Annotated in this window: 22 protein-coding genes and 1 riboswitch; of the genes, 4 read left to right on the top strand and 18 right to left on the bottom strand. The window is 53.3% G+C overall.

Going from position 1 to position 26,334, the window contains the following annotated elements; all coding sequences use genetic code 11:
* Positions 1–34 precede the first annotated feature (34 nt).
* From cydC to BLP91_RS12595, 14 genes are all read right to left on the bottom strand, one after another.
* Positions 35–1,777 carry a thiol reductant ABC exporter subunit CydC gene (gene cydC / locus BLP91_RS12655; RefSeq protein ID WP_091571707.1) on the bottom strand — a complete coding sequence of 581 codons (1,743 nt, stop codon included), beginning with the start codon at positions 1,775–1,777 and terminating at the stop codon, positions 35–37.
* Positions 1,774–3,498, bottom strand: coding sequence for a thiol reductant ABC exporter subunit CydD (gene cydD, locus BLP91_RS12650; RefSeq protein ID WP_425412226.1), 1,725 nt, complete (start codon positions 3,496–3,498; stop codon positions 1,774–1,776). The genes cydC and cydD overlap by 4 nt, the downstream gene beginning before the upstream one ends.
* Before the next feature lie 2 nt (positions 3,499–3,500).
* Positions 3,501–4,517, bottom strand: a complete 1,017-nt coding sequence (gene cydB / locus BLP91_RS12645) for a cytochrome d ubiquinol oxidase subunit II (RefSeq protein WP_091571704.1) — start codon at positions 4,515–4,517, stop codon at positions 3,501–3,503.
* Positions 4,501–5,907, bottom strand: coding sequence for a cytochrome ubiquinol oxidase subunit I (locus BLP91_RS12640; RefSeq protein ID WP_091571700.1), 1,407 nt, complete (start codon positions 5,905–5,907; stop codon positions 4,501–4,503). Before BLP91_RS12640 ends, cydB begins: the two co-directional genes overlap by 17 nt.
* Before the next feature lie 241 nt (positions 5,908–6,148).
* Entirely contained in the window at positions 6,149–7,204 is a 1,056-nt protein-coding gene (locus BLP91_RS12635) for a radical SAM/SPASM domain-containing protein (RefSeq protein ID WP_091571697.1), read from the bottom strand.
* A complete protein-coding gene (locus BLP91_RS12630; protein ID WP_176757963.1) occupies positions 7,191–8,150 on the bottom strand; it encodes a COX15/CtaA family protein in 960 nt (319 codons plus the stop codon). Before BLP91_RS12630 ends, BLP91_RS12635 begins: the two co-directional genes overlap by 14 nt.
* A gap of 22 nt (positions 8,151–8,172) precedes the next feature.
* Entirely contained in the window at positions 8,173–9,075 is a 903-nt protein-coding gene (gene cyoE, locus BLP91_RS12625) for a heme o synthase (protein WP_091571691.1), read from the bottom strand.
* 15 nt (positions 9,076–9,090) lie between these two features.
* Positions 9,091–9,423: a cytochrome C oxidase subunit IV family protein gene (locus BLP91_RS12620; protein WP_091571688.1), complete on the bottom strand. Its 333-nt coding sequence runs from the start codon at positions 9,421–9,423 to the stop codon at positions 9,091–9,093.
* Entirely contained in the window at positions 9,420–10,046 is a 627-nt protein-coding gene (locus BLP91_RS12615; protein WP_091571686.1) for a cytochrome (ubi)quinol oxidase subunit III, read from the bottom strand. Before BLP91_RS12615 ends, BLP91_RS12620 begins: the two co-directional genes overlap by 4 nt.
* 2 nt (positions 10,047–10,048) lie before the next feature.
* Positions 10,049–11,986 (bottom strand): cytochrome aa3 quinol oxidase subunit I, encoded by a 1,938-nt coding sequence (gene qoxB / locus BLP91_RS12610; protein WP_091571683.1) that lies wholly within the window; start codon positions 11,984–11,986, stop codon positions 10,049–10,051.
* A gap of 21 nt (positions 11,987–12,007) precedes the next feature.
* Positions 12,008–12,877 (bottom strand): ubiquinol oxidase subunit II, encoded by an 870-nt coding sequence (locus BLP91_RS12605; RefSeq protein WP_091571774.1) that lies wholly within the window; start codon positions 12,875–12,877, stop codon positions 12,008–12,010.
* A gap of 307 nt (positions 12,878–13,184) precedes the next feature.
* Positions 13,185–13,457, bottom strand: a complete 273-nt coding sequence (locus tag BLP91_RS17390) for a hypothetical protein (RefSeq protein ID WP_342670301.1) — start codon at positions 13,455–13,457, stop codon at positions 13,185–13,187.
* 8 nt (positions 13,458–13,465) lie between these two features.
* Positions 13,466–13,873, bottom strand: coding sequence for a lactate/malate family dehydrogenase (locus BLP91_RS17185; protein WP_245662258.1), 408 nt, complete (start codon positions 13,871–13,873; stop codon positions 13,466–13,468).
* 132 nt (positions 13,874–14,005) lie between these two features.
* Entirely contained in the window at positions 14,006–14,779 is a 774-nt protein-coding gene (locus BLP91_RS12595) for a hemerythrin domain-containing protein (protein ID WP_091571681.1), read from the bottom strand.
* A 239-nt stretch (positions 14,780–15,018) separates the two neighbouring features.
* On the opposite strand from BLP91_RS12595, the gene hmpA reads away from it, so the two are divergent.
* The gene (gene hmpA / locus BLP91_RS12590) at positions 15,019–16,257 is read left to right on the top strand and encodes an NO-inducible flavohemoprotein (RefSeq protein ID WP_091571678.1); all 1,239 of its coding nucleotides are present in this window, start codon (positions 15,019–15,021) and stop codon (positions 16,255–16,257) included.
* A gap of 401 nt (positions 16,258–16,658) precedes the next feature.
* Positions 16,659–18,200 carry a malate:quinone oxidoreductase gene (locus tag BLP91_RS12585; RefSeq protein ID WP_425412224.1) on the top strand — a complete coding sequence of 514 codons (1,542 nt, stop codon included), beginning with the start codon at positions 16,659–16,661 and terminating at the stop codon, positions 18,198–18,200.
* Between the two features lie 229 nt (positions 18,201–18,429).
* On the opposite strand, the gene BLP91_RS12580 is transcribed toward BLP91_RS12585, so the two are convergent.
* The 3 genes from BLP91_RS12580 to BLP91_RS12570 are packed head-to-tail and all read right to left on the bottom strand — an operon-like array spanning position 18,430 to position 22,140.
* Positions 18,430–19,611, bottom strand: a complete 1,182-nt coding sequence (locus BLP91_RS12580; protein ID WP_091571672.1) for an aminotransferase class I/II-fold pyridoxal phosphate-dependent enzyme — start codon at positions 19,609–19,611, stop codon at positions 18,430–18,432.
* A 15-nt stretch (positions 19,612–19,626) separates the two neighbouring features.
* Positions 19,627–20,784, bottom strand: coding sequence for an aminotransferase class I/II-fold pyridoxal phosphate-dependent enzyme (locus BLP91_RS12575; protein ID WP_091571669.1), 1,158 nt, complete (start codon positions 20,782–20,784; stop codon positions 19,627–19,629).
* A gap of 51 nt (positions 20,785–20,835) precedes the next feature.
* Complete coding sequence (locus BLP91_RS12570; protein WP_091571667.1) at positions 20,836–22,140, bottom strand: homocysteine synthase; 1,305 nt, start codon at positions 22,138–22,140, stop codon at positions 20,836–20,838.
* A gap of 76 nt (positions 22,141–22,216) precedes the next feature.
* A riboswitch (SAM riboswitch) is annotated at positions 22,217–22,327 on the bottom strand.
* A gap of 248 nt (positions 22,328–22,575) precedes the next feature.
* Between BLP91_RS12570 and BLP91_RS12565 the strand changes: the two genes are divergently transcribed.
* Positions 22,576–23,766 carry an ornithine--oxo-acid transaminase gene (locus BLP91_RS12565; protein WP_091571664.1) on the top strand — a complete coding sequence of 397 codons (1,191 nt, stop codon included), beginning with the start codon at positions 22,576–22,578 and terminating at the stop codon, positions 23,764–23,766.
* Positions 23,767–23,811: 45 nt separating this feature from the next.
* Here BLP91_RS12565 and BLP91_RS12560 read toward each other — a convergent pair whose 3' ends face one another.
* Positions 23,812–24,978 (bottom strand): glycosyltransferase family 4 protein, encoded by a 1,167-nt coding sequence (locus BLP91_RS12560; RefSeq protein ID WP_091571661.1) that lies wholly within the window; start codon positions 24,976–24,978, stop codon positions 23,812–23,814.
* Between the two features lie 162 nt (positions 24,979–25,140).
* Between BLP91_RS12560 and BLP91_RS12555 the strand changes: the two genes are divergently transcribed.
* Positions 25,141–26,322, top strand: coding sequence for a YheC/YheD family endospore coat-associated protein (locus BLP91_RS12555; RefSeq protein ID WP_091571658.1), 1,182 nt, complete (start codon positions 25,141–25,143; stop codon positions 26,320–26,322).
* The last annotated feature ends 12 nt before the right edge of the window (positions 26,323–26,334 follow it).

Genomic DNA, 26,334 nt, shown 5'->3' with positions numbered 1-26,334 from the left:
AAGGAGTTTTCTTGTATGAGAGAGCTATACACGTTTACACCGGGCGATCCAACCGGTGAAGTTTTCGATAACGCGGGCTTTCTTCGATCAGCTGAGCATGGGAACCGCGCATGGCTACTCGCCCCTCTTCGAGCATGACCACCTCATCCATCTGCTCGACACCGACCAGGTGGTGCGTGACCCAAATGATCGTCTTCCCTTCGGTCTCCTGAAAGATGGTTCGCAACAAATCGCGCTCGGTCCGGGGATCGAGTCCGACGGTCGGTTCGTCTAACAGGATGACAGGCGTTCGTTGAAGCAGGATGCGTGCCAAGGCGATCCGCTGCCGCTCGCCTCCGGAGAAACGGGCACCCATCTCCAGCATCGGCGTATCGTAGCCGGAAGGCAGTGATTCGATCAACCGGTCCAACTTCACCTGCTTTGCCACTCGATGAATCGCTTCATTGGATGCATCCGGCTGTCCGAGGCGAATGTTGTTGGCCACGCTAGTATCGAACAAGTGAGGGCGTTGATTCAGTACGGAAATCACGCGGGATATGTCATCACTGAATCGATCCGCCTCCACTCCGTTGATGGTGACGCGGCCTCTCTCCGGAATGAGAAGGCCTTGTAACAGCTTCAACAGAGTGGACTTCCCCGCCCCGCTACGCCCGATGATGGCGACCTTCTTCCCTTGTGGAATATCGAGGAAAACCTGATCGACGCTCCATCGATCCGTATTTCCATACCGGTACGAGACCTCTTGCAGTCGAATCGCCGCCCGCTTTTCCGCACGTTCCAACACCGATTGCGACACCCTTCCTTGGGGAGGGGCGGAGGGTGCCTCGGAAAATTCCATCCGCTGGATCCGGTCCAGGGAATCCTCATATTGGGGGATTTTTTCTAACGCCTCCGATAGGGGGAGGAAAACGTCCATCAGTGGAAAAACCGTGAGAGCGAAAGCGGCGATCCATGTTGGGGCCAGCTCGCCGGCAGCCGATTGTTGTCCCGCCCAATAGACCATCAAGATGACCGCCACCCCGGCCACACTTTGCGCCACCAGCGTTCGAACACGCTCCCAGCGGCGCAAAGCCCTCTCCAAAGACGCTACCCTCGCTTCCGCCGCTTCATAGGCGCAAATGAAAGCGGGCGCACGACCGCTGATCAACCAGTCGCTCACACCGGAGACCGCATCCGTCAATCGTCGATACAGCTCGTTTCGACCGCGCTTCATTCGCCGTTGTCTCCTGTAGGTCACCCACAGCGACAACCCAGGCAGGATAAAAACAAGGATCGACAGGTACAACGCCATCAGGAGGGCGAAGGGCAGATCAAACCACCCGAGCGCCGCGACACAGAAGAGATAGATGACCACGGCAGTCACGGTGGGAAAGACGATCCGTACGTAAACATCCTGCAGCTGTTCCACATCTTCCGCCAGTGTGCTGAGAACATCCCCTGTACGGTAGCGGGATCGAATCCAGAGCGCCTGCGGTTCCAACACACGGTAAAGTTGTACGCGCATCTTCGCCAGGATGCGCAAGACGAGGTCATGCCCCACCAATCGTTCCGCATAGTGCAAGACCGCCCGACCGATACCAAAGGTTCGCACCAACACGATCGGCACATAGACCATCAATATATTCTCCGGACGCAGCGCCGCTCTTGAAATGAGGTAACCCGACGTGAACAGGAGGGCACTGGCACATCCCGCGGTCAACACGCTCAGGATGACAATCGATAACAGACGCCATCGATAGGTCCAGAGATCGCCGCGCATCCACGCTACCCATTTCATCGAATCTCTTCTCCTTGTGCCATGATCATCTGCTTGTACCGTCCCTCTTGCGCCAGCAATTGCTCATGGGTTCCCACTTCCACCACCCGGCCTTTATCCAGCACGATGATTTGATCCATGTGAGGCATCCAGTGTAATCGGTGTGTCGCTAAGAAGACCCGTTTGTTCTCGAACAGACGAAGCATGATTTCTTTCAATTCGTACTCGGTCTCCACATCTAAATGGGCCGTCGGTTCGTCCAACAACAACACCGAGCGCGCGCCCAGCAATGCGCGGGCGAGGGCCACCCGCTGCTCTTGCCCACCGCTCAGCTGGTGTCCGCCGTGACCGATCCACTCATCCAAGCCTCTCGGCAACCCTTCAACGGTCGAGCTCAATCCGACCGCATCGACCGCTTGTTTCACTTCTTCCCGCGACGCGTCCGGTCGATAAAAACGGATGTTGTCGGCGAGAGACTGGTTGAACAGATAAGGGTGCTGCGGTATATAGGTCGTTTGCTTCCGCCAGGTCTCATCCACCAGCGACTCCAGCTCCATCCCGTCCAGCTTGATTTTTCCGGATGTAGGCGAGCGAAAGCCGGCCAGCACATCGATCAATGTCGATTTCCCAGCGCCGCTCTCCCCGATAATTCCGACCTTACCGAATCCCTGAATGTCGAGCGATACATCCTCCAACGAAGGGGGAGCGTCCGGTTCATTTTGAACTCCTACCGCATGTAAGCGCAGCGAACTCTGTTCCCCCCAGGTAACGGGCGGCAACTTTGTTGTCGAAGCCCTGTTCTCTCCCTCTCGCTGGACAATCGATTGAATCGCCTCTCCGGCCTCTTTCCCATTGAGGGTCGCATGATAATCCGCTCCGACCATGCGCACAGGCAGGAAAAATTCCGGAGCCAAAATCAGTACGGTGAGCCCAGTCACCAGATCCAACTGCCCTTCGATCAAGCGCAATCCCAAGCTGACCGCCACCGAGGCTACCGATAGCATCGTGAAAAAGTCGAGGGCAAAGGAGGATAAGAAGGCGATGCGCAGTGTTCGCATTGTCGCTGTCCGGTACTGATCACTCACCGCACCGATCGTGCCACCGTGCGCACGGCTTTGACCGAGAAACTTCAGTGTCTCCAACCCTCGGAGGGAGTCGACGAAGTGGTTCGATAGCCTCCGGTAGGATGCCAACTGCGCTTCCGTCTGTTTTCGCGCGGCCCAGCCGATCAAAATGAGAAACACGATCAAAATCGGCATGGTCACCACCAAGATCACACCGGATGCTGTATCCAACATGAAAATGTACAGGAGCAGAACCGCCGGCGTGATTGCAGTTCCGATCATACGCGGCAAAAACAGTTCCACGTACTTGCGAAATTGAAATATGCCTTCCAAGGCCAGGGTCACCAGTCTGCCGGTCCCCTCCCTTTGCACCAACCCCGGTCCCGAGTGGAACAGCCGCTCCATCAGGCGCCTCCGCGTATGAGTCCCCGCCTTTTCCGCGAAACGGTAAGCCACCTTTTGTTGCAGCGATCCTGTCGCGTGACGGAGGAGAAAAAAGGTGAGGAACAACCCGAGCTTCCCCCACTGCGCGGACAATGGAGCTCCGTCAAACAGCGCCGAGATCACATCCGCCAGCCACTTGGCCGAGAGTACGATGGATATGCTTTGAATGAAGACAAGGGTTGACAGCTGCAAGAGTACGAGCTTTCCCCCTTGCCATTTCCACCACGGTTGCATCATCAATACTCCAGGTGCCCCTTTTCACTGACTCGTTTCCGAAAAACGTAGTAGTTCCAGATCTGATACCCGAGCACGAAGGGTAACAGTGTCAATGCTATGATCGTCATCACTTTCAGTGAGTAGGAACCCGATGCCGCATTGTACACGGTCAAATGGAAAGCGGGGTCGATCGTGCTGATCATCACCCGGGGAAAGAGCCCGATAAAGACAGCGGCGAATAGGGCGACGATGACCGATCCGGTCATGCCGAAAGCCCAACCATCTTTTCCTTTGGTAAGAAATGCGCCGGCGGATACAAAGGAGACCGCTCCCCATGCCGCAATCAGGGTTAAAATCGCGCCGCGGGCTTGGAATACGTCGGTCATCATAACCGTCATCGCGCCGAATAGGACGAGCAGAATCGCCAGCGGCAGGAGCAGTCGTTTGGCCATCGTCCGCGCTCGGTCCCGTAAACCGCCTTCCGTCTTCAGAGTGGTAAACACCAACCCGTGCACGAGACAGAGCAGCGTCACCGTCACTCCGCCGACGATAGTGTACGGGTTCACCATATCGGACCATCCAGCTTGCATCTCCATCTGCCGGTCGATGGGCAATCCCTTCAATAACCCGGCGAAGACTACACCGAACAGGAAAGGGGGCAGCAAACTGCCGATAAAGATCGCGTGATCCCATGTGCGCTTCCATCTTTCACGATCCACTTTGCTGCGAAACTCAAAGGCAACCCCGCGACCGATCAGGGCTAACAGAACAAGGACAAACGGCACATAATAACCGCTGAATAGGGTGGCATACCAGTGGGGAAAGGCCGCGAACATCGCCCCGCCTGCGGTGATCAACCAGACTTCGTTGGCATCCCAAAAGGGACCGATAGTATTGATCAGCGTGCGCCGTTCACCCTCCGTCCGAGCCAACAGTTTCGTGGACATACCCACGCCAAAATCAAAGCCTTCCAGAAAGAAGAACCCCGTAAACAACACCGCGATCAGCACAAACCACAACTCATTGAGAGAAAGCATGGTGTTCCCTCCGATCAAATGGATCATTGGATGGTACATCAGCCTTCACCGATTCACCCGGACCCTTTTTGATGACGCGGATAAAGAGATACACCATCACAATCGCCAAGATGGTATAGAGCGCCGAGAAAGTGAGGAGCGAGAACAACACGTCACCCGATGTTACTCCTGGAGAGACGCTGTCCTCCGTTCGCAACAGACCGACAACCGTCCACGGCTGTCGGCCCACCTCGGTCATGATCCATCCGGTGGCATTGGCAAGATGGGGCAGAAAGATCGCCCAGACCATCGCGCGCAAAAACCATCGGTTGGCGCGCTCCAATCGCTTACGGAGTGTCAAATACACGCCGTACAGACTGAGGAGGATCATCAGCGTTCCCGAAGCCACCATGATGCGAAAACTCCAAAACGTGGTCCGTACAGGGGGAATATAATTGCCAGGGCCGTAGGTTTGCTCATATTGGGCTTGCAGTTCGTTCATACCCGGCAGATCCCCGGAAAACTCACTGTAGGATAGATAACTGAGCAAAAAGGGAATTTCGATTTCCCACTGATTTTCCTTTTCCTCGGGATCGATGGACGCGACCACGGTCCAAGGAGCCGGATCGTCGCTGGTTTCCCACAAGGCTTCGCTGGCGGCCATCTTCATCGGTTGGGTATCCACCAGATACTGGGCCTGTTTATGGCCAACAACCGCAACCAACACCGAGGAGATCAAAGCCACCACAATCCCGATCTGAAAGGACTTCTTAAAGAACGTCACTTCTTGCTTTTTCAACATCTTCCAGGCACTGATCCCGGTGATGAGAAAAGCCCCAGTTGCGAAAGCAGCTAACACGGTGTGCGGAAACTCGACCAAAAACTGACCGTTGGTAATCAAAGCGAAGAAATCGTTCATCTCAGCACGACCATTGCGGATCGTATAACCGACAGGGTGCTGCATAAAGGAGTTGGCAACCAAAATCCAGAATGCCGACATCACGGTACCCAGGGAGACCAACCAGATACAGGCCAGGTGCAGTTTCTTAGATAAGCGCTCCCATCCGAAAATCCACAACCCGATAAAGGTGGACTCCATGAAAAAGGCGAGCAACGCCTCGACGGCGAGCGGAGCACCAAAAACGTCTCCAACGAACCGGGAGTAATCGGACCAATTCATCCCGAATTGAAATTCTTGCAGAATCCCGGTAACCACACCGACCGCAAAGTTGATCAGAAACAGCTTTCCCCAGAATTGGGCCATCTTCTTGTAGGTTTCTTTTCCCTTCACCACGTACACGGTTTCCATGATGGCGATCATAAACGCCAGACCGATCGAGATAGGCACGAAAAAGTAATGGAAGATCGTCGTCGCAGCGAACTGAATTCGTGATAGAGTGATCACATCCATCCATTTCCTCCCCTTTCTCGCCTGCCCATCGAAGTAGGATGGAAGCTGTTAGATTCTTGACCTCACCCTTATTGTGGCACGAAATCAGCCTCGAGGAACGTTCCAATTATGACGTATTCTTTGTGAACTATTGAACAAATTGAGAACTTTATCTCCCCGCGCGCTCCGGCGGACCCTCTATCTGCAGCAAAAAACGTCCCGATCGGGTTTCCCCCAACCGGGACGTTCTTCGATCCGTTTTTTATCCTTCCATCTCCGCCGCTTTTTCCACAGCGGGCTGGTAGGTGCATGTGGGATCGCTCGCAAGCGGGTCCCTGGTGAGGGCATAGGCCCGTGCCCGGGAGCCCCCGCAGATGAACCGGTACTTACACATACCACATTTTCCTTTCAATTGATCGGGATCCCGCAACGATTGAAACAAAGGATGTTCGCGATAGATCTCCTCCAGGGATTGCTCTCTGACGTTTCCGCAGGAGACAGGCAAAAAACCGCTGGGAAACACCTCGCCGATATGGGAGACAAAGGCGAACCCATTCCCATCATTCACCCCGTGGGGAGCTCGCAGATGTCCCTTTCCTTGCGGGACCGTCCCCCGCTGGGCCAGCACGCGTCGATAAGGGGGAGCGGCCGTGGTTTTGATATCGAAGGAAACGCGATCCGACAGATCGGCGAGCCAATGAAAAACCTGTTCGTGTTCTTCAGGAGAGATCATATCCCCATTCCGCCCCCGGCCCGTCGGTACCAGGAAGAAGACGCTCCACAACACGACCCCCATGGATTCCATCAACTCGGCCAGTTTCGGTAAATCCTCCAGGTTGTACTTGCTGACCGTGGTGTTGATCTGCAAAGGCATTTCCAGTTCCCGTAGATACTCGATCGCCCGGATCGTCCGATCGTAAGAACCTGGCGTCCCCCGGAACCAGTCGTGAATTTCGGCGGTCGATCCATCGAGGCTGAAGGCCCAGCGATTCAGTCCCACCTCTTTCGCCCGGCGCATGACGTGGGGTTTGACGCGAGGGGTGGCACTGGGAGTCAAGGAGACATGGAGCCCCTGTTCCTTGGCGTAGGCCGCGAGATCGAACAGATCCTCCCGCATCAACGGATCCCCACCGGTAAAAACCAAGATGGGGGAATCCATCTCCCGCAGGCTTCGGATCAGCGATTTTCCCTCCTCGGTGGTCAACTCGCGGGGATCCCTGTGATACTGGGCCTCGGCACGGCAGTGCAGACAACGCAGGGCACAGGCCCTCGTCACTTCCCAGATCACGATAAAGGGATTCCGGTCAAAGTGACTCATACTGCCAACCTCCTTTACTCCTGGCAATTGTCGCCTCGGTCACACTGGAGGCGACGGAAAAACGGAGCAAACTTAAGATACAAAACAGGAAGGTGGCGATCGTGACGTGGATAAGAAATGCCGTCAAGCTTAAATTCGTTTCCAGCAGGAAAGCGCCGCTGAACCATTGCAACACCACCAGCGTCACCGACCAGAGGCTACCCTTCCACAAGTCGGGGCGCTCATGGCGTATGGGAAAAGCCAGAACGAGCAAACGGATGACCAACAGGAGCAGGCCCAGCGCGATCGTCCGATGGATAATGTCCACATAATAGGCACCCATGTGGAGATAGGGACCATCCGGGAGCGGCCACCCTTGAAAGTACGCCCCGTAGCCGGTGCTGGAAACATAAGCTCCAAAATAGATGGCCAAAAAACAATAGATAATCGTAAACCAAACCCATCGTGTAAAAGTGGGTCCTCTCTCATCATCGATTCCCGCTTGGAATGTCTCCCGGCGTTCCAGTCGCTTCAGCAACACGGTCAGCAAGAAGAGACCGGTGAAGGAGAGTAACGCCGTTCCCATATGAAGAGCCAGGACCGCAGGTGGATTGACAAAGAGAACGGCCATCGCACCGAGGAAGGATTCCCCGACAAAGCCGAGCAAACAGAGTCCGATCAACACCCGCACCACCCGGTGCTGTCGGTAACGTCTCCATGTGGCGCGTATCAACCCAACCAGCAAGATTAAATCGCCAAATACGAGCAAGCGATGAATATATTCAATCGCCGTCCGATAATCCCCGGTCGTCGGGATGATCTGTCCGTTGCACAAGGGCCATTCCCGTCCGCATCCCAAAGTGGAAGCTGTATGGGTATCGACAAAGCCCATCGTATTCACCAGAAATAACCCGATTAAAGTCGCCAGAGACAAAGGATAGAGACGGGAGTTCTTTTGAGAAGACATAGATCCGACCCCCTTTTCCCGGTTAGAAAATGACATCAAACGCCACAGCGATAAAAATGAGGGGCAGGTACAGCAAAGAGGCATAAAAGGTCCTTCTCGCCCACAAAGTCTGATCGTCATCCTCCAACCACAGATAAACGTGGGCGAGGCAGAACCCCATATTACACAGGATCGCTGCGACCAGATAAAAGGTTCCCACCGCTCCTGTGAAGAAGGGAACCAGGGAGACCAGAGCCAGGACCGCCATGTAGATCAGGCTCTGCCGTTTGGTCTCCCGCACACCGCGGACAACCGGCATCATCGGAACCCCCGCCCTCTGGTAGTCCTCATTTTTGACGATGGCCAAAGACCAAAAGTGAGATGGTGTCCAACAGAAGATCACCATAAACAGGGAGATCGCCGTCCAATCCAGGGATCCGGTCACCGCCGCCCAACCGATCAGCGGCGGAACCGCTCCCGCCCCTCCGCCGATCACAATGTTGTGGACGGTTTTTCGCTTCAGCCACATGGTGTAAACGACGGCATAGTAGAGATAACCGACCAGAGTCAAAACAACCGTCCACCCGTTGGTATGGACCCAAAACCATACCAACGCAAAAATCTGCAATAGGATTCCCAACACCAACGCAGTCGATGGCGGCACGGTCCCTGCCGGGATGGGACGGTTCACCGTACGTTCCATAATCGCATCGGTATCCCGGTCATACCACATGTTGACTGCCGCGGCCCCTCCAGCCGCGGCAGATAATCCGATCACGATCACCAACAGGGACCAGGGGTCGAGGAAAGCCCCACGAGCAACCATCGCCCCACACAGAGCGGTAAATACCAATAGAGCTGTAATCCGGGGTTTCAATAGCTCTACATACGCCTTAACGATATGTGTGAGTGGAGGACTTTCCGACCGGGCCGACAAATTCGCCATCCTCACCACCCCCTTTTACTGAACCTGAGAATTGAAGGACATTACCCAGATGGAACCGGCGACAACGGCAATCGCGAAAAAGAAAGCGTAGGACATGGAAACCCCGATGTAAGAGGGCCCGGATTTATCCGATAGATGCATAAAGAAGAACAGCTGAACGAGAACCTGCAAGACTGCTAACAACAGAATCCCCGTCACGACCACCCACCTAGCCCACGGCGCCGTCAACGCTAACTGCAAGGCGGCTCCAGTCAACAAGAGAGACAGAATATAACCGATCACATATGACCAGGGAAAGGAACGGGATGGTTTCCCGTCCGTTCTTCCCTGCTTCTCCATCATGTTCATCCGAGCACCCCCATGAGATAGACTGCGGAGAAGACGAATACCCAGACCACATCGAGAAAGTGCCAATAGAGCCCCGCGATAAACGCTTTCCGTGCTGTAACGGGTTGTATTCCAAAGCGCAAGAGCTGTACGATCACGGAAATCATCCATAGGATGCCGAAACTCACGTGCAATCCGTGGGTTCCGACTAAGGTGAAGAATGCCGACAGAGCCGCACTTCGTTGCATGGTCGCCCCCTCGCCTACGAAGGTGACAAATTCATACACCTCGATGCCGATAAAGGCGAGACCCAGCATAACCGTAAACACCAACCAACCAATCAACCCCCGGAGGTTCCCCCGGCGCATTTCATAAATGGCCAGGCCTCCTGTAAAGCTACTGGTGAGAAGTAGAATCGTCTCGGCGGTAACGCCACCCAATTCAAATAGCTCCGATAAGACGGGGCCGCCATCGGTATGGGTGACCAAGACCTGATAGGTGGCGAACAGACAGGCGAACAGCACCAGATCCGTAGCCAAGAACAGCCAAAACCCTAAGATGTGCCTCTGTCCATCCTCATCGTATTCCAACGGCCGGTTCGCCTCCGTTTGGGCGCGAACCACTTCATGTTGTGCCAGTGCCATCTCTATAACCTCCCTTGTGCGCTTTCTATCCGTCGGATCTCCTTCGGGGATAACATGTAACCTTCATCCTGTTCCAGGGACCGTAGGAACAGACAGATTCCAATCCCGATCCCACCTACAGCAGCCAGCGCGAACTGATGGAACACCAAGCCGAAGCCAGCCACAAAGAAAGCGAGGGACATGAGAAAAGGAAGTCCGGAAGAGTTGGGCATGTGAATCGGTTGGATGGAGGAAGATGGGGTGCTTGTCGCTTCATCCCCCTTCTCCTGTTTCATCATCCACCACGCATCGCGCCCTTTCACTTCGGGAATACGGACAAAATTGTAGTGGGGAACCGGAGACGGTAAGGACCATTCCAGGGTCCGCCCATTCCAGGGGTCTCCCGTGGTGTCCCGCTTTCCGTGACGGATGCTGTACAGGATCTGGGCGACGATCAACAGGAAACCGATCCCCATGATGAAGGCCCCCACTGTGGAAACCTGGTTGAGGCCGTTCCAACCCATTCCCGATGGGTACTCATACATCCGCCTTGTCATCCCCATCAGACCCAATGCATACTGGGGCATGAAGCAAACGTAAAATCCGATGTTAAAGAGCCAGAACGCCCATTTACCCAGCTTTTCGACCAGCTGAAAACCGAACATCTTCGGCCACCAGTAGTAAAGCCCCGCCAGCATGCCATAAACCACACCTCCGATTAAGACCTGATGGAAATGGGCAATTAGAAAGTAGCTGTTGTGGAATTGGTAGTCGGCGGGAGCGACTGCCAGCATCACCCCCGTCGCGCCTCCTAACGCGAAGGTAGGAATGAAAGCGAGCATCCACAACATGGGCAGCGACAGCCGAATTCGACCCCGGAACATGGTAAACAACCAGTTAAACACCTTGACACCGGTAGGGATCGCGATCGCCATGGATGCGACGGCAAAGAAGCTGTTCACCCCGGCGGAAGAGCCCATGGTGAAGAAGTGGTGAACCCAGACAAGGTAGCTGGCTACACTGATCAACAGCAGGGAGGCCACCATGGATTTGTACCCGAAGAGCCGTTTTTTGGAGAAGGTACTGACGACTTCGGAAAAAACGCCGTAGGCAGGCAAGATGACGATGTAGACCTCGGGATGCCCCCAAATCCAAAAGAGGTTCATATACATCATCGGGTTGCCCCCATGAAGCATCGTGAAGAAATGGGTACCGACGATCCGGTCCAGAGAGAGAAGAGCGAGCGCGGCGGTCAAGGCCGGAAAGGCAAAAATGATCACAATGCAGGAGGCAAGCACAGACCAGGAAAACATAGGCATCCGCATCATGGACATTCCCGGAGCACGCATTTTGAGAATGGTGACCAGGAAGTTGATCCCGGTGGCGATGCTTCCGATTCCGGAGATCTGAAGAGAGAGCAGGTAGTAATCGATTCCCGGACCTGGGCTAAAAGTCAATTCCGATAGCGGCGGATAATTCACCCAACCCGCATCAGGTGCTCCTCCCAAAACAAAGGAGATGTTGAATAGCAGCGCTCCGAAGAAAAACAGCCAAAAACTGACCGCGTTTAAATAGGGAAACGCTACATCGCGCGCCCCAATCTGTAGAGGAACGACAATGTTGAACATGGCGAAGAGAAAAGGCATCGCCATAAATAGGATCATGATGGTTCCGTGAGTGGTAAAAATCTCATTGTAGTGCTGTGCATCCAAGAACTGAAGATCGGGAAACGCCAGCTGAATCCGCATCAACAACGCATCAACGCCACCGCGGAACAGCATGAGCAGCGCACATATGAGATACATGATGCCGATCTTTTTGTGATCGACCGTGGTGATCCATTCTCTCCACAACCATCCCCACTTCTTAAAATAGGTCAAAGTGAAGATGATGCCGATCGAGACCAGGATAATCGCGACGAGCGAAGCCTGAACCATCGGTTCAGTCGGCCATAGGGACATGGGTCAACTCCCCCTTCAATCTTAATCGTTCAATATGTGTTGATGTTCTTCTTTACGGTAAATGCCACCGTTTTTCATTACGATCTCCTTAAATAGATCCGACGGATAGGAAGAAAACGTTTTTTCCTCCACAACACCAGGCTCTTTCAACTGTTTGTAATCCTCTTTGGTCATTTTCGGCTTGCTCTCTTTTACCTGTTTAGTCCATTCTTTAAATTCCGAAGGTTTTTCAGCGATCACATCGAATTCCATCTTGGCGAATTCCTTCCCGGTAAAATTGGCGCCATGACCGTAATAAGTTCCCGGCTGATCCGCCTGCAACCACATGCGCATCGCCATCCCCGGCATGGTGTACGTCTGTCCGCCCAGTTGGGGAACCCAGAAGGAGTTCATCGGAGCATCAGAGGTCAAGACGAACTGGACCGGCACTCCAGCGGGAATTTTGGCGTAATTTACTGTCGCCACACCGGACTCGGGATATTGAAACATCCACTTCCAGTCGAGAGAGGTCACTTGGATCGTTACGGGCTCTTGATCTGAAGGGGGTTGGGTTAAAGCGAATGTGTCACGTACGGTAAAAACACTTAATACCGCAATGATCACAATCGGGATTCCCCACCAGACGATTTCCAGTCTTTTGCTATCGGCCCATTCCGGTTGGTACGGAGCATCATTGCCGGGACGATCCCGATATTTTCGAACGATATAGATCAACAGTCCGATTACCGGAATCACAACAATCGATATCAACACGGCAGAAAGCACGATCATGTTATATTCCGTTTCTGCGACAGGCCCGGCAGGATCCAACACTAAAAATCGGTCCCGGCAGCCTGTTAACAAGAATGGAACCGCTAACAGCAGCATCTTTCCTAGGGAAGATCGTCTCATCTTGGTTTCATCCCTTTCCACTCCCTGTTCATTCATTTTCACTTCTTTTTATATACAGGATGGAACGATCTCTATGTGTAAAAGGTCACATTCTAATTGGATTTCACAGATCAGTCGCCGGTCAGACATAAACTTGCCACAAAAAATCGCCGCTTTGGCGATTTTTTCATGATCACCTATTTGTGAAATGTTGAACATAAGGTGGCAAAAACCGGTCGATCAAGGGAGGCTAAAGCGCCTTAACTCCCGTGGATCACTCGTGAACTCACATCGGCGGAGTGACACGATTTCCGGGCTTCCTCCTCCACTACTTAGATGGCAGGGAGTCCGATATCGATATCCTGCAACCACATTTCCCCTGAGCCCATACCGGAAACAGTATGGATGGAATTTTCATCTTCCAGAATAGCCGGGTCAATCGCACCATCCCATGCCGATACCGTAAGGTCGCCCCTTTGGCCTGGATGATATGATAGACGGCGTCTCGCATTTGAATGAACAAGTCGTCCAGTTCCTCTGTGGAAAGCCCTTTTCCTTCCGCCAAGTATGGGTCAATGGAAAGGCGACCGATATCGGTCAAGCTCCATACTAGCAGCTCCGTATCCCCGTATTCGCCGATGATATAGGCGCACAATGCGCGTATCCACCTGGTAGGCTTGTCCCAGCAGGTAAAGAAGCAGGCGGTATCCAATATGGTGCCGGAACGATCACCCGTTCCGGCGGTAAGCCCGAATACTTCCAAGTCACATAGCTCAACACATCCACGGGGTTGGTGGCGACAATAAAGATTCCGTTAAACCCGCTTTTCATCACCGAGTCGATGATCGACTCAAAGATACGGGTGTTCTTCTCCACCAGATCCCAACGCGACTCCTCCGGATCCTGATTGACCCCTGCCGTCAAGACGACAACATCGGCATCCTTACAGTCGGAATCGTCCCCCGTCCGAATGGTCATCGGTGATCCGGCGAAGGGAAGACCGTCGTTTAGACCCATCCCTTCGCTTTCTCCTCATTGGCGTCGATGAGGAGCCGTTCATGGCACAACCCTTGAATGGAGCAGGCGTATGCGTAACTTACCCACGACGACAATGCGGGTCGTTTTTCCTGTCCGATCCTTCTCCAATGTTTAATCGTCTGCCAGCAGCTCCCCCAGTCGGCTTAACTCTTCCTCGGGTATATAATTTTCCATCATCGGAAAGACGATTCGCTCTTCCTTACGAACATGAGATTCCAATAAGGTTCCCAAATTGTACAGGAGTTTCCCAGACGGCTCCTCTTCCCCTTCAAGAATCTCTTCCACTTGCCCCCGGATCCGCACGTGTTCCATCAGCATCTCGGTGATCTCCGGTCGTTCCACTGAGGCATAGCGAGAATAAGTGGGTAGCAAAATCTCCTCTTCTTCCCGAAAGTGTCGCTGTCCGCCTTCATTCCAAAATTTCTTCAGCTTCTCACGCAACACCGCCGGTTCCTCCTTCTGTTGCTTCAACTGTCGACTCATGACCAGCGCATGATGGTGGTGATGGGAGAGGGGAAACAAGCTCGGGTGTCTCTTGATCGGCTTTTTCGCCTGCTCGACTTCCGGCTCTTTTTTTGCCGCTAACACCACATACAGAACCCATCCCTCTTTACCATCGTTGTAGATGCGCAATGCATCCTCATCGCCGCAGTAGACAAAATCCTGGCAACCCAGGGTGTGATGCTCGCCACCGATCCACAAGCTGCCTCTCCCCTGCAGTCCCAAAAGAAAGACCTCTTTGCCCGGGTGAGTGTGAGCCGGAATTTCCTGCCCGGGCAACAGATGGAGAAGAAAAACCACGTTCCCATTCCCTTTATAAAGGTTTTTTTTGACGAATCGGGCATCGTCAAACTCCTGTAACTCTGAACAGGATTGGATCTTCATTGCTTATCCCTCCTTTATCACAGACCATATCCTTTCGCCCGCCCCATTGTTGTGAAAAAAATCACAAATAGAGGAACTGATGTTATTTGTGTCTACTTTTTAATCCTTTTTTTACAAGAATATGAAAGTGTGATCGATATCACATTTTTCTCCTTCTGTTTCACATTATAAATACGAAAGAGCAAGTTTAATTTCTTGGATCGATCCGCATACTAACCGGAGGATAGGAGGTAATCAGGATGAATTCCCAAACCATCGAAATTGTAAAATCAACCGCACCGGTGCTCAAAGAACACAGTAAGGCGATCGGGAAACGTTTTTACCAATTGCTGTTCGCAAGCCATCCGGAACTGTACAACCTGTTCAACCAAACCAACCAGCGTCGGGGCATTCAGCAGGAGGCGTTGGCTCACTCCGTGTATGCATCAGGTGAGAACCTGGACCACTTGGAAGCCATCCGCCCCATTATCACCCGTATCGCCCATAAGCACCGGGCGATCGGGATCGTGCCGGAGCAATACCCCATCGTCGGAGAAAATCTGCTGCAAGCGGTGAAAGAGGTTCTGGGCGATCAGGTCAATGATGAAATCATGGGTGCCTGGGAGGAAACCTACGAATACCTGGCCGATGTCTTTATCCGCATCGAAAAAGAGCTGTATGAACAGGCAGAGTCCCAACCCGGCGGATGGAGGGGATTCCGGGAGTTTGTGGTGGATCGCAAGGTGAAAGAGAGTGACGTGATCACCTCTTTCTACCTCAAGCCTGCTGACGGAAAAGCGATCGCCAGCTACCAACCCGGACAATACCTCACGTTGAGAGCGCGAATCCCGGGAGAGAAATACGATCACATTCGACATTACAGCTTATCCGACAAGCCTAACGACGACTACTACCGGATCAGTGTCAAACGGGAGGATGCCCATGATGACATTCCGGCGGGAATCGTCTCCAATTACCTGCACCATCAGATTGCTGAAGGGGATCATCTCTCTTTTAGTGCGCCTGCCGGTGATTTTACGGTGGACTTAGACAACCAGGATCCCCTGATTCTGATCAGCGGCGGTGTCGGATTGACTCCTCTGATGAGCATGTTTAACACCGTGGCAGAACAACAGCCAAACCGACCCATGACCTTTATTCACGCTGCGATCAACGGCAAGGTTCACGCTATGAGGGAACATGTAGCTCAGGTTTCCGATCAGAACCCTCATATCGACTCCTATGTCTGTTATGAACAACCAACGGAAAAAGACCGTCAGGAAAAACGTTTTGACAAAGAAGGGTTTATCGATCGTCCATGGCTGGAATCGATCCTCACTCAAACCGATGGGGTATATTATGTTTGCGGTCCGATTCCCTTTATGAATGTGGTGATCCGGGCCTTGAAAGAGATGGGTATTCCGCAAGAGCGCATCCACTTCGAAGCCTTCAGCCCCATCAGCGTACTGGATGCGCAAAAGGATGAAGTCCATTCGTAATCCGAGCTTGCACAGCTTCTTTCTATCAAACTGCCACCAGATGGCGGGGAAAGGTTCCCTCTTGACGGGTTTTCCTCTATAAGGGTAGACTAAAAGTAACAACATTTATCAGAGTGACTTACTCTCTTTTAGGGAGAGGTCGCTTCTTCTATGTCATATGTACGAATAGAAAGGTTTTTGTAGAGGGGGATAGGCACTTCCGCCTCTTTCTTTTGGGATCTCCAGCCTCTGCTTTTCCATGAGGCAACCACCGTTTTCCCTTCCTCTCATCTACCTTTCAACATCGCCAATAATTGTAATGATCGTTGGTATTGTTATAATTGATGTGGAAGCGGTTGTGTGACAAGGTCACGCCCACTTGGTACGAAGCCTTTAAAATTCAGGGGAAAAGGTTGGTTAAATTGAGCAACAGAGAAACGACAACAGATGTCATTCTAATCGGTGCTGGGATCATGAGTGCCACCTTGGGGACACTCTTGAAAGAATTGGTACCGGAATGGGAAATGACAGTGTTTGAGAAGCTGGCGAAAGCGGGAGAGGAAAGTTCCAACGAATGGAACAATGCCGGAACCGGACATTCGGCACTGTGCGAACTTAACTACACCGTTGAGCAGCCTGATGGATCGATCGATATCAGCAAAGCGATTAAGATTAATGAACAGTTCCAAGTCTCAACACAGTTTTGGTCTTATCTCGTAAACAACCATCTGATCAGTCGTCCTCAAGATTTTATTATGCCCTTGCCCCACATGAGCTTAGTACACGGGGAACAAAATATTAACTTTTTAAAGAAACGTTTTGCAGCTCTATCAAACAACCCTCTCTTCCAAGGGATGGAATTTTCCGATGACCCGGAAAAACTGAAGGAATGGGTTCCGCTGATTATGGAAGACCGCACATCCGATGAACCAATCGCGGCTACAAGGATCGATACAGGAACCGATGTCAACTTTGGCGCTTTAACCCGCAAATTGTTCGACCACTTGGAAAATCAACAGGTAGATATCAACTACGAACATGATGTTCAGGATATCAAACGGACCAGCGACGACTTATGGGAAGTAAAAGTGCGAAATCTCAAAAGCGGTGCAGTTGAACGCCATACTGCAAAATTCGTCTTTATCGGAGCCGGAGGTGGAAGCCTTCATCTATTGCAAAAATCCGGTATCCCCGAAGGCAAACACATTGGCGGCTTCCCGGTCAGCGGGCTATTTATGGTATGCAATAATCCGGATGTGATAGAGAAGCACCATGCAAAAGTCTATGGCAAAGCCAAGGTGGGGGCCCCACCCATGTCTGTTCCCCATCTGGATACCCGATATATCGACAACAAAAAATCGTTGCTGTTTGGACCCTTTGCCGGCTTCTCACCCAAGTTTTTAAAAAATGGTTCCATGTTGGATTTATTTACTTCGATCAAACCGGATAATCTATTCACGATGTTGGCGGCCGGCGCCAAAGAGATGACATTGACCAAATACCTGATTCAACAAGTGATGTTATCGAAAGAACAGCGGATGGAAGAATTGCGCCAGTTTATCCCCAACGCTAAAAGCGAAGATTGGGATATCGTCGTGGCCGGACAACGGGTGCAAGTAATCAAAGATACGGAAAGCGGCGGCAAAGGAACGCTCCAATTCGGCACGGAAGTGGTTACCGCCGCAGATGGCTCGATTGCCGCCCTGCTGGGCGCTTCTCCCGGTGCTTCTACTTCCGTTCACGTGATGCTGGATGTCCTCAAAAAATGCTTCCCGCAACATATGAACGAGTGGGAAGCGAAAATCAAAGAGATGATTCCTTCCTACGGTCAGTCCCTCATAGAAAATCCGGACCTGCTGCAAGAAATTCACGCCTTCACGGCACAAACATTGGGGCTGAGCCAACGGACGGATGAATCTTCCCCCACAGAAGAAGTGGCAGAAAAAGAACCGGCTATCCATTAATCCTTTTTCCTCTCTTGATTATATTTCTCGTCCATTTCAACCCCTGCCGGGGGTTTTTTTATGGGCAAATAACAAAGGAGCCTTCCCCGTACCACCGGGGAAGACTCCTATAAACAATCTGATGAAAGATCGGACCTCACTGAACTTTGAGATCGGATCTTACCGATCTCCTGGGGAAGGCAGTCAAAGAAAAGGTATCCCTTCCTTTTCTCAGTTCTATTATCCCGCGTTATACGATGGAAGCACGCCACTCCGTGCCAACGGAGGAGATCCGGCGACCCCGGATGGCCCGCTCCAAGTCTTCCAAAAGATCATCCGGATCTTCCAGACCCACCGACAGGCGTAGAAGTCCGTCGGTAACGCCCCGTTTGGCCCGCTCTGACGGCGGCATAGCGGCGTGGGACATTTTGGCCGGGTAGGAGAGAATGCTCTCCACCGCTCCGAGACTGACGGCCACAAGTGGTAACCGGACCCGGGACAGGACCTGGCGTACCCGTTGACCGTCTCCCAGATCGAAGGAGAGAACGGCTCCGTGTCCCTCGGACTGGCGGGACTGGATCCGATGGCCGGGATGGTCTTCCAGTCCGGTGTAATAGACCCGGCGAATTTCCGGGAAACGGCGGAGTTCCCGGGCGATGTAGTCAGCCGAAGCGGAAGAGGTATCCATTCGGGTTTTCAGGGTTTTCAACCCCCGCATGGTTAACCAGCAATCCTGTACACCCAGCACCGACCCCAGAGCGTTTTGGAGCAGGGCCAGACGGTCCGCCAGGGAGGCATCCCCTACCGCTACCAACCCGGAGACCACATCACTGTGACCGGCGATAAACTTGGTGGCACTGTGGATGACGATATCCGCTCCCTGTTCCAGGGGCCGCTGATAACAAGGCGTCAGGAAAGTGTTGTCTACGATGGTGTAGAGCCCCTGCTCCTTCGCCAGCTCCGTCGCTCCCTTCAGATCGGTCACTTTTAGGGTGGGATTGGACGGGGTCTCGATATAGAGCGCCCGCGTCTGTGACCGGATGGCCGCCCGCACCTGGTCCAAGTCCGTTGTATCCACAAAGGTGGCCTGAATGCCGAGACGAGGAAGCACTTCGGTCAACACCCGGAAGGTGCCACCGTAGAGGTCTTCAGAGACCACCAGGTGATCGCCCTTAGAAAAGAGGAGAAACACTGTAGAGATGGCTGCCATACCGGAGGCGAAGGCAAACCCCCGAGTGCCGCCTTCCAATTCGGCAATGGTCTGTTCCAGGGCTTCTCTCGTGGGGTTTCCGGAGCGGGCATAATCAAAAGTCCCCGGGTTGTCGATGTCCGCTTGATGATATGTCGACGCCTGATACAGCGGGACACTGGCCGCACCGGTAAAGGGATCGACCTCATTTCCGTTATGGAGCAACCGGGTTCCGAAGTTCATCCTCTCCACACCCTTTCAGTTCATTGATCCAGTCACCTGGGACCGATCCAAGGCCCAGGCGAGGTCTGCGATTAAATCATCCGCGTGCTCGATTCCGACAGACATGCGCAAAAGACGGGGACAGACACCCACCCGGTTGCGGATCTCCTCCGGGATATCAGCATGGGTCTGGGTTACGGGATAGGTGATCAGAGACTCCACCCCGCCCAGGCTTTCGGCAAAGGCGATCACCTGCAGAGAAGAGAGGAAGGTTTCCACCATCTCCTCATCCTTCACCCGGAAGGAAAGCATCCCACCGCTACCTGTCGCCTGGCGCTCCTGCACCTCTCGTTCCCGAGGGAAGAGAGAGGGATAAAACACTTTCTCCACTCCGGGATGGTTTTCAAGGAAGCGGCAAAGCGCCAGCGCGTTCTCCTGATGTTTCTCCATCCGGAGAGCCAGGGTTTTCAGTCCCCGCATCAGCAACCAGGCATCCTGAGGGCCCAATGTGGCACCCAGGGCATTGTGTAGGTCGGCCACTTGTTCCGACAGCTTTTTCGTCGCCGTGACGATCAGGCCGGCCAGGACATCATTGTGACCGCCGAGATACTTGGTCGCGCTGTGGATCACCACATCCGCACCCAACTGGAGCGGGCGTTGGAAATAGGGGGTCATGAAGGTATTGTCGATAATAGACAGCCAGTCATGCTCCCGGGCCAATCGGCAAACCGCGGCTAGATCGGTCACCCGCATCAGCGGATTGGTCGGAGACTCGATAAAAATGCCCCGAGTGCGGTGGGTGGCAGCTTCACGGACGGCGTCCAGATCCCGAAGATCTACATAGGTGAAGGAGAGGCCATATCGGGTTAGCACCTTTTCAAACAACCGGTAAGTTCCGCCGTACAGATCCAGGGAAACGATCAGGTGGTCACCCTGTGAAAAGAGGCCCATCACCGTCTGAATCGCCGCCATTCCCGAACTGCAGGCGAACCCAGCCTCCCCCTCTTCCAGCCGGGCAATCGCATCTTCCAGCACCGATCGAGTGGGATTGGCGGTACGGGTGTAGTCATACCCGGTACTCCGTCCAAGGCCTGGATGTTGGTACGCCGTGGAATGGTAAACCGGAAAGTTGACCGCCCCAGTTTCATGATCTTTGCGGTTACCAATCTGAGCCAGTTCCGTCTGTTTGTGCATCGGTGACACCCCCATTTCTTTAAAACCTTCCATCGGGTGACGTCTAATGCCCTAGACCAAGGCGGGGTCCTGGCTTTTCTTCAGGGCCTGGTCCAGGTCGGCGATCAGGTCATCCACCGCTTCGATACCGACAGAGAGACGGATCAGATCCGGTGCAGCGCCGGCGGCTTTCTGCTCCTCTTCCGTCAGTTGCTGGTGTGTGGTACTGGCCGGATGGATCACCAAGGACTTGGCATCACCTACATTGGCCAGGTGAGAGAAGAGGTTTAGGCTTTCGATGAACCGGCGACCGGCCTCCAGTCCGCCATTGATACCGAAAGAGAAGACTGCACCCTGCCCTTTAGGGAGGTACTTCTGTGCCTTTTCATAGGAAGCGTGTTCCGGCAGTCCTGGATGATCCACCCAGGTAACCAACTCATGCTCCTTCAGCCATTTGGCCACTTTCAAGGCGTTTTCACTGTGACGCTCCATCCGCAGATGGAGGGTTTCCAGGCCCTGTAACAGGAGAAAGGCGTTAAAGGGAGAGAGGGCCGATCCCAAATCCCGCAAAAGCTGCACCCGCGCCTTGGTGATGTAGGCCAGCTCGCCCAGCGCTTCCGTGTAGGAAAGCCCGTGGTAACTGGGATCGGGTTCCACCAGGCCGGGGAACTTGCCATTGGTCCAGTCGAATTGACCGGAATCGACAATCACACCGCCGATGGAGGTGCCATGACCGCCGATAAACTTGGTGGCGGAATGGACCACCACATCGGCACCAAAGTCGATGGGCCGCAAAAGGTGGGGCGATGCCAGCGTGTTGTCCACGATCAGAGGGATGCCGGCTTCATGGGCCACATCAGCCACCGCTTCAATATCCAGCACATCCATCTTGGGGTTCCCCAGGGTTTCAGCGAAAACCGCTTTAGTTTTATCGGTGATCGCCTGTTTAAAGTTTTCCGGATCCGTCGGGTCAACGAAATTCACCTTGATACCCAATTTGGGCAGGGTATGTTCGAACAAGTTATACGTACCGCCATAGAGGCTGCTGGAAGAGACAATCTCATCCCCGGAGCCGGCGATGTTCAAGAGGGCATAAGTGGTCGCTGACTGGCCGGAGCTGACCGCCAGTGCACCGACGCCGCCTTCCAGAGCGGCCACCCGCTTTTCAAACACATCCTGGGTCGGATTCATGATCCGGGTGTAGATGTTGCCCGGCTCCGCCAGGGAGAAAAGATTAGCCGCATGCTCCGTATCGTTGAAGGTGTACGATGTGGTTTGATAGATCGGCACGGCCCGGGCGTTGGTAGCCGGGTCGGGCTCTTGCCCCGCATGGACGGCCAAGGTTTCCGGACGGTAGGATCTTTGTTCTTCGCTCATGGGATCTCCTCCTTAGGATATAAAAAACCTCTTCTCGATAAGAGAAGAGGTTTTAGTCACACCGAAACAAACCCTTCTCTTATCTCTCAGGAAGCCTTTCGGCTCCTGCAAGAATTGGCACCTTCCGGATCACAGCCGGGGTTGCCGGGCTTCATCGGGCTCGTCCCTCCGCCTCTCTTGATAAGAGCGTTGTTCAAATGATTTTATGTTGTTTTTCCAATCTGAAAACTTGTTTTTAATTATACCGTCGGATTCGGTGATCGTCAACAGCGGATTTTCATTTTTCCTGACGGCAATCGAATAAATATGTATTCGGATTCAATGTTATCCGTTTTGCCGCAAAACCTTCTTTTGTTCCCGGAGCAATGATACACTATGGAGGGCAAAACACCGCCATTCTGGGATAGACGGTGTGACGGATGAGGAGGTAGTCTGATGTCGAAAAATAAAGAATGGATCGATCTCACCGATCAGTACGGGGCCCGAAACTACCACCCCCTGCCTATCGTGATCTCCCGGGCGCAAGGGGTCTGGGTAGAGGATGCCGATGGAAACCGCTATATGGATATGCTGAGCGCCTATTCAGCCCTCAATCACGGCCACCGCCACCCCAAATTGATCCAGGCGCTGAAAGAACAAGCGGATAAGGTGACGCTCACCTCCCGCGCCTTTCACAACGACCGACTCGGTCTCTTTTATAAAAAAGTGGCTCAGCTGACGGGCAAGGAGCGGGTCCTGCCCATGAACACCGGAGCGGAAGCGGTGGAAACTGCCGTAAAGGCCGTTCGCCGCTGGGCCTATGATGTCAAGCAGATTCCGGAAGGTCAGGCGGAGATCATCGCCTGTAAAGATAACTTTCACGGCCGCACCATGACCGCTGTCTCCCTTTCCTCCGCCGATGAGTACAAACGGGGGTTCGGCCCGATGCTGCCGGGGATCAAGGTAATCCCTTACGGAGACACGGAAGCTCTCAAACAGGCGATCACCCCTCATACCGCCGCCTTTCTAGTGGAGCCGATCCAAGGGGAGGCCGGCGTGATCGTTCCGCCAGAGGGCTTCCTGCGAGAAGCCGCCGCCATCTGCCGGGAGCACAACGTCCTTTTCGTCGCCGATGAAATCCAGACCGGATTTGGTCGGACCGGGCAAACCTTCGCCTGTGATTGGGAAGGGGTCACCCCGGATCTGTATATTATGGGCAAAGCCCTGGGCGGCGGCGTGATGCCCATCTCCGCCGTGGCCGCCGATGAGGATATCCTCGGTGTATTCGAACCCGGCTCCCACGGCTCCACCTTCGGCGGCAACCCGCTGGCCTGTGCGGTCTCTATCGCCGCTCTGGACGTCCTGGAGGAAGAAAAGCTGGTGGAGCACTCCCGGGAGCTAGGCCTTTATTTTCATAACGAACTGAAAAAGATCGAGCAGCCGGTAATCAAGGAAGTACGGGGCAAGGGCCTATTCATCGGGATGGAACTGAACCAACCGGCCCGCCGCTATTGTGAACAGCTGGCGGATGCGGGGCTACTCTGCAAAGAGACCCACGAGAACACCATCCGCTTCGCTCCCCCGCTCATCATCACCCGGGAAGAACTGGATTGGGCCCTGGACAAGGTGCGCGCCGTTTTTTCATAATATAAACCCTGCGAATCATTACGAATCATTACGGCCATGAAGTGATTATCCTTCATGGCCTTTTATCTTGTCCTGCAGAATGCGCTCATATCGTTCGGCATATTGTCGGGCTGTACGCTCCCATGAAAAGCGGCCTTCGGCAATTTGACGCCCCTTTTGGCCCATCCGCTTCCGCACCGATGGGTTTTTAGACAGTTTCAGGATGGAAGGAGCCAACTCACGTTTCAACCGGGAGGGCTTAATCAAAATTCCGCTCTTCCCCGTGTCCACAGTCTCCCGAATGCCGCCGACGGCGGTGGAAATGACAGGCTTTCCTGAAGCCATCGCCTCCAGGTTGACCAATCCCAATGCCTCCGGACCAATTGAGGGAGTGACTACCAAGTCGGCAAGTGCATAATACGAGGGCATCTTCATCGGGTGGATCGTCCCAACAAATCGGACGTGTCGACGGATCGGCTTGGCTATTCTTTTCAAAGTCCTCACATACCTCGTTTCCCTGTTGGAACCGTAACGGCTGCCGCCGACCACCAGGCAGAGGAGACGAGGTTCTCTTTTCACAGCTTGATGCATGGCTTTTAGCAACAGATGAACCCCTTTGATGGGAATCAACCGACCCGCAAACAGAACCACAATCCGACGGCTCACGTTGAAACGGGAACGCAGACGGCGAGCGGTCCGTTCTCTTTCGTTCCAATGGGCGCGATAACGTTTCGTATCCACCCCGAGATGCACCGGATGGATCGGGGTGGAGGTCCCGTATCGGGCATTGAGGAGGGAACGCAGATAACGGCTGTTGGTGATGATATGGTCTGCATGATTTAAGCAGCTTTGTGGCGTATAACCCTTCAAGGCACGGGGCTTCAAAAAGGTTACAGAATGAAGGCTGAGCAACACAGGACAAGACAACGTTTTTTTGAGAAGGGGGACGAAGGCCGGCCGGTTTTCAACTTGGACCATGTCATGAGGAACCTTTTGAAGATACTGAATGCAAGCATGAAGATAGTCCTTTTGTGCAGTCTCTTTTAAACGGACATACGTGACGCGGTTTTTGGTCTCCCGAGCTTTTAATCCGGGGAAACGTTTACCCAGTACAGTAACCGTCCAATCCGCCGGCAGTCTTGGCGCAATGTTTGAAATCGCGGTCTCCACCGAACTGCCGCCGTATCGGATCGGAACGGGAAAGCTGCCCGGACTGATCAATGCGATCCGCATCCCTTCCGCTCCTTCCTAAAAATCTCCCTTAATCTTATGTGGTAAGGGATCGACTGCTCACGACGGCGATCACCCAATTATGACCACTTGGGACGAACATCCAAGCATCATTCGGACCAGATAATAAACTGAATAGCAATTGGGTGATGGGAGCGTGCCGAAATGAGTCATACGGGAAATGTGGTCGGGATTCTTCTGCCGTCAAAACAGCTGCGACGGATTCGCGCCGGTCTGGTCACGAAAGAACATGAAAAACTTTATTTCCGGTTTGGAAAACAACTGGGGTTGAAACCCGTTCTGTTTGACCTTTGTGGACTTCACCTGAAAAAACAACGCATCACCGGTTATATTTGGGAGCCATCTTCTTCCCGTTATATTCGCGTTCATCGTCCCCTCCCCCCGGTGATTCACAGCAGGGTGCTGAAGCATTCCCAAAAGTTGACCCGTCTGTCCCGGATCATGGGCAAAAGATTATTTAATCCCCCTGTCCGCAGGGATAAAGGATTGATTCACCGATTGCTGTCCAAAAATCACATGGTTCGGGACCATCAGCCGGCCACGATCCGGTTAAAGAATGCCACAAAAGCGGTAGCGTGGATCCATAAGCATCCTGTCGTATTTATCAAGCCTGCCGTCGGCTCTCTGGGGAGGCACATCATCAGAGTTGAAAGAATGCGAGCTGGATCTTTCCGAGTCCACCCTTACAAAAAACGAAGCATGCAAATGTCGTCCCCTCAATTGTTCCAATATGTGAAAACCATCCGTAAAAAAGGGCGTCCCTATCTCATTCAGCGGGGAATACCCTTAGCCCGTTACAAAGGGGCCCCCTTTGACCTTCGAGTATCTGTACAAAAAAATGGCGCCGGGAAATGGGTGGTCAGCGGAATAACAGCCAAGGTCGCTTCAACCAAAAGTTATTTGACCAATTTGGCGCAAAACGGGAAGGCGATTCGTGCCAGGACTGTGCTCGCTCGTTGTTTCCCAAACCAACCGGTCGAAACCCTCCTCAACCGGATTACCCGCCTTTCCATCGCAACCTGCAAAACATTGGAGAAAACCTGGCCTGCCTTTGCCGATGCGGGACTGGATATCGGGGTGGATCAGGAGGGGCGCCTCTGGGTGATCGAAGTTAATTTCCGGGATTTGCGATACTCTTTTCTATCCGCCGGTGACAAAAACATGTTTCAAAGGACTTATCTCAACCCCCTTCGATACGCTCAATTTCTTCATAAATCCAACCCGCCTCATAACACCTCCTTACACGCTGTATCTGGTCAGGGGAAACGGGAAGAGGAAACCGAGGGACAAACCAAGCCGAAACCCGAGATAGAACCTCGTCTGTAGGAAGAGACAAAT

This window comes from Melghirimyces thermohalophilus (assembly GCF_900102685.1).
Lineage (GTDB): Bacteria > Bacillota > Bacilli > Thermoactinomycetales > DSM-45169 > Melghirimyces > Melghirimyces thermohalophilus.
This window is presented reverse-complemented; position numbering and strand designations above follow the sequence as displayed.

Bases quoted from the DNA above. Each gene is read 5' to 3' on its own strand.
- BLP91_RS12560 (WP_091571661.1), bottom strand. From the start codon at position 24,978: ATGCGGATCGCATTGATCAGTCCGGGCAGCTTTCCCGTTCCGATCCGA.
- BLP91_RS12555 (WP_091571658.1), top strand. From the start codon at position 25,141: ATGAGTCATACGGGAAATGTGGTCGGGATTCTTCTGCCGTCAAAACAG.
- BLP91_RS12630 (WP_176757963.1), bottom strand. From the start codon at position 8,150: ATGTCTTCTCAAAAGAACTCCCGTCTCTATCCTTTGTCTCTGGCGACT.
- cyoE (WP_091571691.1), bottom strand. From the start codon at position 9,075: ATGGCGAATTTGTCGGCCCGGTCGGAAAGTCCTCCACTCACACATATC.
- qoxB (WP_091571683.1), bottom strand. From the start codon at position 11,986: ATGTCCCTATGGCCGACTGAACCGATGGTTCAGGCTTCGCTCGTCGCG.
- cydB (WP_091571704.1), bottom strand. From the start codon at position 4,517: ATGCTTTCTCTCAATGAGTTGTGGTTTGTGCTGATCGCGGTGTTGTTT.
- BLP91_RS12635 (WP_091571697.1), bottom strand. From the start codon at position 7,204: ATGAGTCACTTTGACCGGAATCCCTTTATCGTGATCTGGGAAGTGACG.
- BLP91_RS12640 (WP_091571700.1), bottom strand. From the start codon at position 5,907: ATGGATGTGATCACTCTATCACGAATTCAGTTCGCTGCGACGACGATC.
- BLP91_RS12620 (WP_091571688.1), bottom strand. From the start codon at position 9,423: ATGAACATGATGGAGAAGCAGGGAAGAACGGACGGGAAACCATCCCGT.
- BLP91_RS12605 (WP_091571774.1), bottom strand. From the start codon at position 12,877: ATGAGACGATCTTCCCTAGGAAAGATGCTGCTGTTAGCGGTTCCATTC.
- BLP91_RS12580 (WP_091571672.1), bottom strand. From the start codon at position 19,611: ATGAACTTCGGAACCCGGTTGCTCCATAACGGAAATGAGGTCGATCCC.
- BLP91_RS17185 (WP_245662258.1), bottom strand. From the start codon at position 13,873: ATGGGTCTAAACGACGGTCTTCCCTTCGCCGGATCACCGATGACCATT.
- hmpA (WP_091571678.1), top strand. From the start codon at position 15,019: ATGAATTCCCAAACCATCGAAATTGTAAAATCAACCGCACCGGTGCTC.
- BLP91_RS12565 (WP_091571664.1), top strand. From the start codon at position 22,576: ATGTCGAAAAATAAAGAATGGATCGATCTCACCGATCAGTACGGGGCC.
- BLP91_RS12570 (WP_091571667.1), bottom strand. From the start codon at position 22,140: ATGAGCGAAGAACAAAGATCCTACCGTCCGGAAACCTTGGCCGTCCAT.
- BLP91_RS12575 (WP_091571669.1), bottom strand. From the start codon at position 20,784: ATGCACAAACAGACGGAACTGGCTCAGATTGGTAACCGCAAAGATCAT.
- cydC (WP_091571707.1), bottom strand. From the start codon at position 1,777: ATGAAATGGGTAGCGTGGATGCGCGGCGATCTCTGGACCTATCGATGG.
- cydD (WP_425412226.1), bottom strand. From the start codon at position 3,498: ATGCAACCGTGGTGGAAATGGCAAGGGGGAAAGCTCGTACTCTTGCAG.
- BLP91_RS12615 (WP_091571686.1), bottom strand. From the start codon at position 10,046: ATGGCACTGGCACAACATGAAGTGGTTCGCGCCCAAACGGAGGCGAAC.
- BLP91_RS12595 (WP_091571681.1), bottom strand. From the start codon at position 14,779: ATGAAGATCCAATCCTGTTCAGAGTTACAGGAGTTTGACGATGCCCGA.